Annotated in this window: 12 protein-coding genes; 3 read left to right on the plus strand and 9 right to left on the minus strand. The window is 67.0% G+C overall.

The genetic code is table 11. From position 1 onward, the window contains the following. Positions 1 to 59 precede the first annotated feature (59 nt). Positions 60 to 818 carry an ABC transporter permease gene (locus K254_RS0107615; RefSeq protein WP_196810892.1) on the plus strand — a complete coding sequence of 253 codons (759 nt, stop codon included), beginning with the start codon at positions 60 to 62 and terminating at the stop codon, positions 816 to 818. A gap of 23 nt (positions 819 to 841) precedes the next feature. Here the strand turns inward: K254_RS0107615 and K254_RS0107620 are convergent, their stop codons facing one another. Continuing rightward, positions 842 to 1,594, minus strand: coding sequence for a nuclear transport factor 2 family protein (locus tag K254_RS0107620; protein ID WP_196810893.1), 753 nt, complete (start codon positions 1,592 to 1,594; stop codon positions 842 to 844). Between the two features lie 155 nt (positions 1,595 to 1,749). Further along, a complete protein-coding gene (polA, locus tag K254_RS0107625) occupies positions 1,750 to 4,386 on the minus strand; it encodes a DNA polymerase I (RefSeq protein WP_026554863.1) in 2,637 nt (878 codons plus the stop codon). A 124-nt stretch (positions 4,387 to 4,510) separates the two neighbouring features. On the opposite strand from polA, the gene K254_RS22325 reads away from it, so the two are divergent. Next, the gene (locus K254_RS22325; RefSeq protein ID WP_026554864.1) at positions 4,511 to 4,969 is read left to right on the plus strand and encodes a hotdog fold thioesterase; all 459 of its coding nucleotides are present in this window, start codon (positions 4,511 to 4,513) and stop codon (positions 4,967 to 4,969) included. A gap of 88 nt (positions 4,970 to 5,057) precedes the next feature. Here the strand turns inward: K254_RS22325 and K254_RS25925 are convergent, their stop codons facing one another. The 4 genes from K254_RS25925 to K254_RS22330 form a co-directional block, all read right to left on the minus strand. Continuing rightward, positions 5,058 to 5,222: a hypothetical protein gene (locus K254_RS25925; RefSeq protein WP_196810894.1), complete on the minus strand. Its 165-nt coding sequence runs from the start codon at positions 5,220 to 5,222 to the stop codon at positions 5,058 to 5,060. Between the two features lie 114 nt (positions 5,223 to 5,336). Then, a complete protein-coding gene (locus tag K254_RS0107640; protein WP_026554865.1) occupies positions 5,337 to 5,891 on the minus strand; it encodes a dihydrofolate reductase family protein in 555 nt (184 codons plus the stop codon). A gap of 70 nt (positions 5,892 to 5,961) precedes the next feature. Beyond that, positions 5,962 to 6,183 (minus strand): hypothetical protein, encoded by a 222-nt coding sequence (locus K254_RS0107645; RefSeq protein ID WP_026554866.1) that lies wholly within the window; start codon positions 6,181 to 6,183, stop codon positions 5,962 to 5,964. Beyond that, positions 6,180 to 7,754, minus strand: coding sequence for an inorganic phosphate transporter (locus K254_RS22330; protein ID WP_081709955.1), 1,575 nt, complete (start codon positions 7,752 to 7,754; stop codon positions 6,180 to 6,182). Before K254_RS22330 ends, K254_RS0107645 begins: the two co-directional genes overlap by 4 nt. Before the next feature lie 209 nt (positions 7,755 to 7,963). On the opposite strand from K254_RS22330, the gene K254_RS0107655 reads away from it, so the two are divergent. After that, complete coding sequence (locus K254_RS0107655; protein WP_026554867.1) at positions 7,964 to 8,959, plus strand: pirin family protein; 996 nt, start codon at positions 7,964 to 7,966, stop codon at positions 8,957 to 8,959. A 46-nt stretch (positions 8,960 to 9,005) separates the two neighbouring features. Here the strand turns inward: K254_RS0107655 and K254_RS0107660 are convergent, their stop codons facing one another. The 3 genes from K254_RS0107660 to K254_RS0107670 all read right to left on the minus strand — a co-directional run bounded on the left by K254_RS0107660 (position 9,006) and on the right by K254_RS0107670 (position 12,227). Further along, positions 9,006 to 10,049 carry an LLM class flavin-dependent oxidoreductase gene (locus tag K254_RS0107660; protein WP_026554868.1) on the minus strand — a complete coding sequence of 348 codons (1,044 nt, stop codon included), beginning with the start codon at positions 10,047 to 10,049 and terminating at the stop codon, positions 9,006 to 9,008. A 112-nt stretch (positions 10,050 to 10,161) separates the two neighbouring features. Then, a complete protein-coding gene (locus K254_RS0107665) occupies positions 10,162 to 11,388 on the minus strand; it encodes a pyridoxal phosphate-dependent aminotransferase (RefSeq protein WP_026554869.1) in 1,227 nt (408 codons plus the stop codon). Positions 11,389 to 11,447: 59 nt separating this feature from the next. Further along, positions 11,448 to 12,227 carry an ABC transporter permease subunit gene (locus K254_RS0107670; protein WP_035749115.1) on the minus strand — a complete coding sequence of 260 codons (780 nt, stop codon included), beginning with the start codon at positions 12,225 to 12,227 and terminating at the stop codon, positions 11,448 to 11,450. Position 12,228: the final 1 nt, after the last annotated feature.

Consider the following 12,228-nt stretch of genomic DNA (forward strand, 5'->3'; position numbering starts at 1 on the left):
CCAGCCTAACCGAGCCCGCCATGAAGGTCGAGGAACGGCGGTCATGGGAACATAGCCCCATGGAGGGAACCACACTGCTGAACACCGGCCCGGCCGCCTGGGTGGTGCTGGCCGTCCTGCTGGGCGGAGCGGCAGCGGTCTGGGCCCTGGCGCTCCACCGCCGGTTCACCGAGGTTTTGCTGGCCGGCGCCCGCGCCCTCATCCAACTGGCCGTGGTGGCGGTGGTCATCGCGGCAGTCAGTCCCTACCCCGGGCTGGCCATGGCCTTTGTGGCCCTCATGTTCATTGTGGCGGTGTGGACGTCCGGGCACCGGGTGGCACCGCGCGGCCGGTGGTGGATGGCGGCACTCCCCATCGCCGCCGGAACACTGCCTGCCGCCGGTGCCCTGCTGCTCAGCGGCGTGCTGCCGCTGCAGGCGCTGGCACTCATCGCCGTGCTCGGCCAACAGATTGGCGGCGCCATGGCAACCACCACGCTGGCCGGCCGCCGGGTGGCCGATGAGCTCGTGCTGCGCCGCGGTGAAGTGGAGGCCGCCGCCGCCCTCGGCTTTGAATGGCCCTCGGCGCGGCGGCTGGTCTCCCGCCACGTTGCCGGCGAGGCGGTGCTGCCGGGGTTGGACCAGACCCGCACGGCAGGACTCGTGACCCTGCCGGGCGCCTTCGTGGGGATGATCCTCGGCGGGGCGAGCCCCATCGACGCCGGCATCATCCAATTGCTGGTGCTCGTTTCGCTGCTGGCCGTGAATACGACGGCAGCGTGGGCGGCCTTCCAATTGGCCGCCCACGGCCTGTGGGAGAAACCGGCCCGCCGGCGTTAGACGGAGGTCGAGCCAAGGAGTGCTCAGGCGGGAAAGCCGAATTTGCCGTTCTCGTTCTTCCATTCCGTGCTCGGCGGGATCGCTTCGATGGTGTCCCAGTGCTCCGCGATCCTGCCATTCTCGATCCGGAACAGGTCGTAGAAGCTGCTGTGCACCCCGCCCAAATGGCCTTCGCTGACAGCCAGGACAAAGTTTCCCTCACCGAGCACGGTGTGGATGGTGTCGTACTTCATCGTGATGCCCTGGGCGGCCATCGCCTCCAGTGCGGCGCCCAGGCCCGAGAGGCCATCACCGATCTGCGGGTTGTGCTGGGCGTAATTGTCGCCATCGAAGTAGCCGGCCAGCTTGTCCAAGCGGCCGTTGACCAGGATGTCGTCGAGGAAACTGCGCACCAGGGCCTTGTTGGTTTCGGTGGAGGCAAGGTCCGACGCATCAGTGGGGCCGTCAATCATGGTGTGTCCGCTGGGGTTGGGGTCCGCCGGCGTCTCCTGCAGGTTGTCCCAGTGTTCAACGATGCGGCCGTCCTTGAACCGGAAGATGTCGAAGCCGATCTTGGGTCCGAAGAAGTTGTAGTCCGTGTGGGCAAATACGTGGTTGCCATCGGCGAAGACCCGGCGGGTGTCGACCTTTGCGGACCCCTCCGGCAAGGCCTGGAGCACGGCACCAAATCCGGCAAGGCCGTCTCCGACGGCCAGATTGTGCTGGGTGTACCGGTCCGGATCAATCCACGCCACCGGGCCGGCGTCGCCCGTCTCGATGCTCTTCAGTACGCCCATTACTTGCCCTTTGATGTCCGGTGCCATGGCTACTCCTCGATGCGTGGAATCTGGAAGCTGCGGCAACCGTAGCCGTGCCTTCGGTGCACCGTCAATGGCCTTGGAGGCCGGTGGCCGGGCCCGTTCTTCGGAACGGACCCGGCCACCGGGTGTGGCTAGTGGCCGGCGTCGTGCCAGCTCGACCCGGCGCCAACCTGGACGTCCAGCGGGACCGACAGCTGTGCCGCGCCGCCCATCTGGGCGATGACCAGCGCCTCGACGGCCTCGCGCTCCCCCGGGGCCACCTCGAGGACCAGTTCGTCATGGACCTGCAGCAGCATCCGGGACTTCAGGCCCCGGGCCGCGAGCTCGCGGGCGACACCAAGCATCGCGTGCTTGATGATGTCCGCCGCCGAGCCCTGGATGGGCGAGTTCAGCGCCACTCGCTCGGCGATCTCGCGCAGCTGGCGGTCCGTGCTGGACAAATCCGGCAGGTAGCGGCGGCGGCCGTCGATCGTAGCGGTGTAGCCATCGATGCGAGCCTGGTCCACCACGCCGCGCAGGTAGTCGCGCACCCCGCCGAAGCGGTCGAAGTAGTCCTTCATCAGCGTCCGCGCCTCGTCCACGGAGATCTCCAGCTGCTTGGACAGGCCGAAGCTGGTCAAGCCGTAGGCCAGGCCGTAGGACATGGCCTTGACCTTGGAGCGCATGGCACTGGTGACCTCATCGGGGGCCACATTGAAGATGTGCGAGCCGACGTAGCGGTGCAGGTCCTCGCCGTCGGCGTAGGCCTTGATCAGGCCGGCGTCGTTGGAGAGGTGCGCCATGATGCGCATTTCAATCTGCGAGTAGTCGGCGGCCAGCAGGCAGTCGTAGCCCTCGCTGACGACGAAGACGTCGCGGACGCGCCGGCCCTCTTCGGAGCGGATCGGGATGTTCTGCAGGTTCGGATTGTTGGAGGAGATGCGGCCCGTGGCGGCCACGTTCTGGGCGTAGGTGGTGTGGATCCGGCCATCCTCCGCCACAGACTTCTTGAGCGTCTCCACCATCTGCTTCAGCTTTGAGGCTTCGCGGTGGGCCATCAGCTGGGCCAGGAACTCGTGCCCGGTCTTCTCCAGCAGGGTCTTGAGGGACTCGGCATCGGTGGAAAATCCGGTCTTGATCTTCTTGGTCTTGGGCAGGCCCAGCTCCTCGAAGAGGACCGTCTGCAACTGCTTGGGCGAGCCGAGGTTCACCTCGTGGCCGATGGCGGCGAACGCTGCAGCCTGGGCGGCATCCATCGCTGCGGTGAAGTCCGCCAGCAGCGTCTCCAGACGGTCGCCGGACACCGCGATGCCCGTCAGCTCCATCTGGGCCAGCACCCGGGCCAGCGGCAGTTCGAGGTCCGTCAGCAGGCTGGCGGCTCCACGCTCCACCAGCTGCGGGGCGAAGTTCTCGCTCAGCAGCAGCGCCACGTAGGCCTTCTGCACGGCGTCGCGGGCGGGGGCATCGTCCTCGAGGCCCAGTTCCAGCTGGCCTGCCTTGGACGGATCCGCGGTGGAGAAGGTGACCTTCAGGTGCACCTGGCTCAGGTCCTCCAGCTCGTAGCTGCGGCGGTCCGGCTGGATCAGGTAGCCGGAAATGGAAGTGTCGTCCACGACGCCCTCCAGCGACAGACCGCAGGCGTGCAGGGCCTTGATGGCCTCCTTGTACTCGTGGACCACCTTGGGCGTGGAGGGATCGGCCAGCCACGCTGCCAGTGCGGAATCCAGGGCGGCCTCGGCCGTCTCAAGGTCTACAACGATGGCACCGTGCGGACGGACCAGGGCGACGCCGACGGCCTGCGTCATCAGGCCCGCTGGAACGCTCATGACCTGCACGGCCGTCTTGGCACCGGCGGTGCCGGCGGCCAGCCAGGAGGTGAGCTCGGCGGCCGTGGCGGCCAGCTGGTGTTCAGGCACCTGGTGGCCCTCGCCGTCGTCGGCCACTTCCTCCTCGCCGAAGAGGTCGAAGAGGCGCTTGCGCAGCGTATTGAATTGCAGGGCGTCGAAGAGCTCCTCGACGGCGGCACGGTCCGGGTGCTGCAGCTCCATGTCCTCCAGGGCCACGGGCAGTTCGAGGTCGCGCAGCAGGTGGTTCAGCCGGCGGTTGCGCTTGACGTTTTCCACGTGCTCGCGCAGGGAGTCGCCCACCTTGCCGCCGATGGCATCGATGTTCTCCAGGATGCCCTCGAGGCCGCCGTAGAGGTTGATCCACTTGGCGGCCGTCTTGGGCCCGACGCCGGGAACGCCCGGCAGGTTGTCGGCGGTTTCGCCCACCAGCGCCGCGAGGTCCGAGTAGCGGTTCGGCGGCACGAAGTACTTGGCCTCCACGGCCTCGGCGTCCATCGGCGGAATGTCAGAGATGCCCTTCTTGGGGTAGAGCACCAAGACCTTGTCTGTGATGAGCTGGAAGGCATCCCTGTCGCCGGAGACCACCAGTACGTCCCATCCGGCGGCTTCGCCCTGCTCGGACAGCGTGGCGATGATGTCGTCCGCCTCGTAGCCGTCCAGCGAAATCGTGGGGATCTTCATGGCCTCCATCACCTTGATGATGAGGTCGATCTGCCCGTAGAACTCCTCGGGCGTCTTGTTGCGGCCGCCCTTGTACTCCGTGTATTCCAGCGAACGGAAGGTGGGGGTGTCCAGGTCGAAGGCCACGACGACGTGGGTGGGCTTCTGCTGGCGGATCATGGTCAACAGCATGGAAGTGAACCCGTGCACGGCGTTGGTGTGCTGGCCGGTGTCGGTGGCAAAGTTCTCCGGCGGCAGGGCATAGAAGGCGCGGAAGGCCATGGAATGGCCGTCAATGACCAGCAGCCGCTTGCCCTCTCCGTCTGCTGTGGCAGCGGCGGCGGGGGCAGGGGTGGTTTGGGGGGCCGTTTTGGTAGATTCACTCACAGGTGCCAGCCTAGTTGGCATGAGCGACATTTACACACCCACAGACCACCTCGCCGAGCTCGTCGAAGCCGGCGTCCCCGAGGAAATGCATGCGTGGCTCGCCGAATGGGGCATTGGCGCGCTGGTGGTGAAGATGGGCATCAAATTCCTTGAAATGAGCGCCGAGCGCATGGTCGCCACCATGCCCGTGGAGGGCAACACCCAGGTGGCGGGCATCCTGCACGGCGGAGCCCACGTGGTGCTGGCGGAGACGCTGGGATCCTTTGCCGCAGGCATCCACGCCGGCCCCAAGGGCCAGGCACTGGGCATTGAGGTGGGCGCGACGCACCACCGCGGCGTGTCAAAGGGATTGGTGACAGGCACGTGCACCGCCATCCACCTTGGCCGCACCCTGACCACCCATGAGATCGTCATGACGGATGAGGACGGACGCCGGCTCTCGACGGCGCGGATCACCAATTTGATCCGCGAAGCCTAGGACACAGAAACTGTGCGACAGACAACGTTCCAAACAGCGGGTTTAAGAGCGTTATCTGTCGCACAGTTGAAGGCGGCGGAAGGTGCGGCTAGGCGCTCTTGTGCCCGGACATCGAACGCATGATGAACATGATCACGGCGATGATCGCGAGCACGATGCCAACCCAGAGCAGGAACTGCAGGGATTGGAAGAAGCCACCGGTGAGCAGGAGCACGACGGCGACAATGGCGATGACAATCAACAGTGGGGACATGATGGGCAGCTTTCAGAAAGATGAGGGAATACCTCACCCTTCGAGCCTAACCCCGATCATGACCCGCGCAGCCGGAATTCCAGCACTTTCAAAGGGCCCGGCGGGCCCCTTGGCCTAGGGCCGCAGCCGGTAGGTGAGTTCGACGGCGCCGGCGCCGAGCACCTTGGACCGCAGCAGCGTCCAGGCCGGCGTCGTCCCCGACACCGGCAGCAGCTGCCGCCCCGAACCGAGGGCGACGGGAATCAGGGTGAGGACGAGTTCATCCAGCAGACCTGCCTGGTGGAACTGCGCCGCCAGGGAGCCGCCGCCCACCATCCACACATTGGCCCCGCCGGCCGCGGCCAGCGCCGCAGCATGCACCGGGGCGATGTCGCCGGAGGTGAAGGTGATGTCCGCATCCTCAAAGGCGGGAAGCTGGGCGTGCGTGACCACCCAGGTGGGCAGGCCCGGGTAGGGCCACTCGTCCAGGGCGCCGGCGGCTTGTTCGTTGAGCAGGAAGCGGTAGGTCTCCGCCCCCATCACGATGGCCCCGATGCCGGCCATGAATGATGCGTAGGACTCTTCCTGCCCCTCGACGCCGTTGAAGGCCATCAGCCAGTCAAGGCCGCCGTCGGGCTCGGCGATGAATCCGTCCAGGGATGATGCAACAAAGTACTGTGTCAGTGCCATGGTGCCAGCGTAAACGAAGGGTCCGACACCAGAGGTGCCGGACCCTTCGTCTGCGTGGAGCCTGTGCTGCCTAGTGGAAGAACGGCACAATCAGGTAGATGCCATAGAGCACTGCCGCGCCGCAGACGGCGAAGCAGGCAATGGCGCCGCTGCGGGCCGTTCGGTGGGCCGAGGTGCCGGCGTCGGCGCTGACAGCCCACAGGCGCACGCCCAGGGAGTACATGCCGACCACTGTTACTGCGCCAATGAGGGTGGCGAGGGCGACGATGCCGAAGGATGCCCAGTTGATCATGCTTTGTCCTCGCTGTTGTCAGTAACATTCCCAACGCCGACATTCCCAGTGCCGACATCCTCGGTGGCGTCCCCAATGGCACTCTTGGTGGCGTTCGCCGGGGTGTTCACTGCGGCCTTGCCCGATGCCTTCCCTGCGCCCTTGCCACCGGCCTCGTGCGCGGCCTGGTGGGCTGCGGTCTTGGCTTCCTTGGCCGCGGCCCGTTCCTCACGGGCGTCCGTCTTGGCCCGCTCCGCTGCAGCAGTCATGGCAATCAACGCTGCCGTGTCCGCGCGCTCGACGGCGGCCAGCGCCTGGGCGCGGATGTCGGCCATCTCGGCTGCCTTGGCCGCTGCCTTGGCGGCGGCCTTTTCGGCAAGGCGGGCGCGGGCGGCCAACCGCTCGCGCTCCTTCTTGGACGGGATGTGCACGGCCTCGCCGACGGCGTCGACCTCGCTGACGGCGTTCGAGTGGTCAACGGTTTCGCGCTGCGACAGGATGAAGATGAAGACCATGGCGGCCAGGCCGATGACGGCGGAGACCACCAGACCGGTGGTGCCAAAGCCGTGGGTTGGGCTGGCCAGCCATGCGGCCAGGCCGCCCACGATGGCTGCAGCGGGCAGCGTGAACAGCCACGCCAGGCCGATCTTGCCGATGGCGCCCCAGCGGACCGTGGAGCCGGTGCGGCCAAGGCCGGATCCGATCACGGAGCCGGAGGCCACATGCGTGGTGGAGAGGGCGAAGCCCAGGTGCGAGGAGGCTAGGATGGCCGCCGCCGTGGAGGTTTCAGCCGCGAATCCCTGGGCGGGCTTGACGTCGGTCAGACCGCTGCCGAGGGTGCGGATGATGCGCCAACCACCGGCGTAGGTGCCGGCGGCAATGGCCACGGCACAGGCGGCAACAACCCAGAGGTGCGGGCCGGTGCCGGCGGTCTGCAGGCCGGAGGCAATCAGCACCAGAGTGATGACACCCATGGTCTTCTGGGCATCGTTGGTGCCGTGCGCCAGGGCCACCAGCGAGGAGGAGAAGATCTGGCCGTAGCGGAAGCCGCCGCGCTTCTGGACTAGCTTGTCACCCGAATCCGGGTCGGTGCGGCGGGTGATGCCGTAGGCCAGCTTTGTACAGAGATAGGCCACACCGCCGGCAATGGCTGGGGCCAAAATGGCGGGCAGGATGACCTTGGAGAGGACGACGGCGAAGTCAACGGCGTCGAAACCCCAGGTGCCGACAACGGCTGCACCGATCAGGCCGCCGAACAGGGCGTGCGAGGAGCTGGACGGCAGGCCCAGCAGCCAGGTGAACAGGTTCCACAGGACGGCTCCCAGCAGGCCGGCAAAGATGAGCTCCGGCGTGATGGACACGCCACCCTCCCCCTCGCGGATGATGCCGCCGGAAATGGTCTTGGCAACCTCGGTGGAAAGGAACGCGCCCACCAGATTCAGGATTGCTGCCAGGGCCACCGCCGTCCTGGGCTTGATGGCTCCCGTCGCAATGGGGGTCGCCATGGCATTCGCCGTGTCGTGGAAGCCGTTCGTGAAGTCGAAGAAAAGCGCCAGCGCTATGACTAGCACGACAATAAAGGTGAGATCCACCCGCGATCCAATCTGAAGTGGGCAAGTGCGGACTTCACAAAAGTTTAGTGGGTGTTCACCGTCCGTTGGTACACGCACACTAGTGTGCCCCCTGCACCGTGGCGGGCAGGTCGTAGGATCGACAGTGGCACGGGGGCCAATCGGCACTGGTGTGAAATGCGGCACGTCGTGTGCCTTTGGTCCGGCTCTTTCCCCTGGGAGGAACACACATGAGCAATCTGGAATCCGCTCCCGAAGAACTGGTGTGCGGCAGCGGCCCGCAGCCGCCGTCGCTTGAAGTGCTCGAACCGCGCATGGTCCCCCTGGGCGGACCGCGGGCCATGACGGTCCGCCGCACACTCCCCCAGCGCAGCCGCTCGCTGATCGGCGCCTGGTGCTTCCTGGACCACTACGGCCCCGATCCGGTGGCCGGGACCGGCGGCATGGTGGTGCCGCCACATCCGCACACCGGGCTGCAAACCATCTCCTGGCTGTTCACCGGCGAGGTGGAGCACCGCGACAGCGCCGGCCACCACGCGATGGTCCGCCCGGGCGAACTCCATCTGATGACGGCCGGCCGGGGCATCAGCCACTCGGAGGTCTCCACCCCGGGAACCGCCGTGCTGCATGGAGCCCAGCTCTGGGTGGCGCTGCCCGAGGGCGACAGGTTCACGGCACCGGACTTCGAGAGCTACCGGCCGCCGGCAGTGTTGGGCGGCGGCGTCCAGCTGCGGGTGTTCCTTGGCTCGCTCGGCGGGCAGCATTCACCGGTGGCAACGTTCACCCCGCTGCTGGGGGCCGAGGTGGTGCTGGACGCCGGTGCCTCGGTGGCGTATCCGGTGGACCCTGGCTTTGAATTCGGCGTACTCCTGGACAGTGGCGGCGTAAGTGTCAACGGCCGCGACCTGGCGGCGCACCAGCTGGGCGCACTACCGGTGGGGGCAACAACCCTGCAGTTCACGGCGGGGCCACAGGGCGCGAGGCTGCTGGTGCTCGGCGGCACACCGTTGGGCGAGTCCATTGTGATGTGGTGGAACTTCGTGGGCCGCAGCCACGAAGAGATCATGGCGTTCCGCGCCGATTGGCAGCGCGACGCCGGCTTTGAACCGGCCGCCGAGGACGGAACAGGTCCGGGGGAACGCCGGTTCGGACTGCCTTCGGGCCAGGACCTGGCACCGCTGCCGGCGCCCGTCCTGCCCACCATCCGGCTGAAGCCCCGCGGTTAAGCGTCGACGGCGCCCGGCAGGCTCGCCGGGCGCCGTCATCGAACCTCTAAGCTTCGGCGAGCTGCTCCCGCACCAGCGGCGCCACCTCGGTGCCGTAAAGGCGGATGCTTTCCATCAACTGGTCATGGCCCAGGGTGCCGTGGCTGTACTTCAGATCGAAGCGGGACAGGCCCAGACCCTTGGCCACCTTGACGATCTTCGAGGCCACCGTCTGGGGCGAACCGACAAACAGCGCGCCATCGGGCCCGGCCGTCTCCTCAAACTGCGCCCGGCTCATCGGGCCCCAGCCCCGCTCGCGGCCAATGCGCGAGGAGTTCTTCAGGTAGTGCGGCCACAGCTCATCCAGCGCCTGCTGGTCCGTGGCGGCAATGTGGCCGGGCGAGTGCACACCAATGGGCTGCTCCGGCTGGCCGAATTCCTTCAGTGCACGGTGGTAGAGCTCGGTGAACGGCGCGAACTGCATCGGCTCCCCGCCAATGATGGCCAGCATCAGGGGCAGGCCGTGGTGTGCGGCACGGACCACCGACTGCGGGCTGCCGCCGACGGCGACCCAGGTCTTCAGCTCGCCGTTCTCCAATGGCGGGTAGACCATCTGGTTGGAAAGGGCGGCGCGGGTGTCGCCGGACCACGTCACCGGGCCCTGCCTGCGCAGCTGGGTGAAGAGATCCAGCTTCTCCTCATACAACTTCTCGTAGTCGGTCAGGTCGAAGCCGAACAGCGGGAAGGACTCCGTGAAGGAGCCGCGGCCCAGGATGACCTCCGCGCGGCCGTTGGAGACGGCGTCGAGCGTGGAGAAGCGTTGGAAGACGCGCACCGGATCGTCGGAGCTGAGCACCGTGACGGCGGAACCGAGGCGGATTTTCTCCGTCCGGCCCGCGAGGGCCGCCAGCACCATGTCGGGGGCGGAGATGGCGTAGTCGTCGCGGTGGTGCTCGCCGACGCCGAAGAAGTCCAGGCCCACCTGATCGGCCAGCACGCCCTGCTCGACGACGTCGCGGATGGACTGGGCCGCCGGCTTCAGCTCCCCGGACGCATCCAGGGTCATGTCCCCGAAGGTGTCCAATCCAAGTTCAAACTGCTGCCCGTCCATGCCGCTCCTTCATCCAAATTCCATGCGTTTGCATCTAGTGGAACCGGGGCTGTGCGGAAACTATTCCCCGTGGAATTCCCTGGGCCTTCCCTGGGCCTTCCCTTTGGGGACCCTAGGCGGCGGCCTTGCTGCGGTACACGGCCAGGAACGAGCCGATCCGCCGCACGGCCTCCTCGATGTCCGTCACGGAGGGGAGGATCACGAACCGGAAGTGGTCCGGCGTCGGCCAGTGGAAGGCCGTGCCGTGGGAGACGAGGATCTTCTGGTCCTGCAGCAGGTCGATGACAAACTTCTCATCGTCCGCAATGGGGTAGACGGCAGGATCCAGCCTCACGAAGAGGTACATGGCACCGGCGGCCGGGACGCAGCTGACGCCGGGGATGGCGGTGAGCAGATCCACGGCCCTGTCGCGCTGCTCGCGCAGCCGCCCACCGGGCTTCGTGAGGTCGTTGATGCTTTGGTAGCCGCCCAGCGAGGTCTGGATCGCATGCTGTGCTGGCACATTGGCGCACAGGCGCAGCGAGGCGAGCAGTTCCAGCGATTCCTTGAACCCGGCCATCGCTGCACGGGGTCCGGAGAGGGCCACCCAGCCGGCCCGGTAGCCGGGCATCCGATAGGCCTTGGACAGGCCGCTGAAGGTGAGGGTGGCGACGTCGGCGGCGACCGAGGCCATGTGGATGTGCTTGGCCCCGTCGTAGAGGATCTTCTCGTAGATCTCATCGGAGAAGAGCACCAGGTCGTGGCGGCGCGCCAGCTCGGCGAATTGCTCCAGAATGTGGCGCGGGTAGACGGCACCGGTGGGATTGTTCGGGTTGATGACCACGATGGCACGGGTGGCGGGGGTGATCTTGGCCTCGACGTCGGCCATGTCCGGCCACCACTGGTTGTCTTCATCGCAGAGGTAGTGCACCGGAACACCTCCGGTGAGCGTCACCGAGGCGGTCCACAGCGGGTAGTCCGGGGCCGGGATGAGGACCTCGTCCCCATTTTCCAGGAAGGCCTGCAGGGTCATGGAGATGAGCTCGCTGACGCCGTTGCCGACAAAGATGTCCTCGACGCCGATCTGCATCAGCCCGCGCGTCTGGTAGTACTGCGAGATGGCCGTCCGGGCCGAGAAGATGCCCTTGGAATCGCTGTAGCCCTGGGCGCCGCGCAGGTGGTGGATCATGTCCACCACGATGGATTCCGGCGCTTCCAGCCCGAAGGGCGCCGTATCCCCAAGGTTCATCCGCAGGATCCGGTGGCCCTCGGCCTCCATTTTCTGGGCGGCATGCAGGATGGGTCCGCGGAGTTCGTAACGGACATTGGCCAGCTTGGAAGAGTATTGCATCGGGCGCATGCCCAATCTTTTCACATCGGCATCCCTGCCCCGCGACCCGCCGCGGCCATGTGACGGGGTTAGGCCCCCACATCCCGCTGGGCCAGCACGGCCGCCGCCGCGGCAGTGAACACCGCCGAGAGCCCGTAGATGGCGGCCACGGCGCCCCAGTCCGGTCCATTGGCCAGCGGCGCATTGCCGTAGGCCCAGTGGTATGGAGACAGGCCGTGCAGCCAGGAGAGATCGCTGCTTTGGTTGCCCAGGGCATTGAAGGCATAGCCCGCCACTGCCACTGCGGCACCGGCGGCCAGGCCATGGAAGCGCCGCCCGCCGATGGCTCCGGCAGCCAGCGCCGCCGTCCCACTGAGCAAGGCAAGGCCGGCAAAGAGCAGCACGCCGCCGGCCGCGTGCCCGGGGCCCACCCCCAGTTGGGATGGGCCGCTGAGCACCACGATGGTGGCCAGCACGACGGCGGACAGCACCGCCACGCGCACGGCGAGGGCCGCGGCCCGTTCCAGGACCACCTGCACGCGGGAGACGCCGTGGGCCAGGGTTAATTCCAGCAGCCCCGCCTCCTCATCACCGCCGATGGCTGCCGCGCCCCACGCCACGGAGGCGATGGACATCAGCAGGAAGCCCATGAGGCCAAAGAAGGTGGCCTGCGTGTAGCCGGCGCCGGTGGCGATCTGGTCGTAGTTCAGGGCCCGGATGAGCTCTGGCGGAAGCGAGTCAAGCAGTTGCTTCATCTGGGCGTTGCCACCGATGGCCGGGTAGAGCGGCAGGTAGAGGGACATGACGGCCACCAGCCCCACCGCCCAGGCCAGGGTGGAGCGCCAACTGTCTGCGAGGGCCCGGCGCATC

Source organism: Arthrobacter sp. 35W (assembly GCF_000482545.1).
Lineage (GTDB): Bacteria > Actinomycetota > Actinomycetes > Actinomycetales > Micrococcaceae > Specibacter.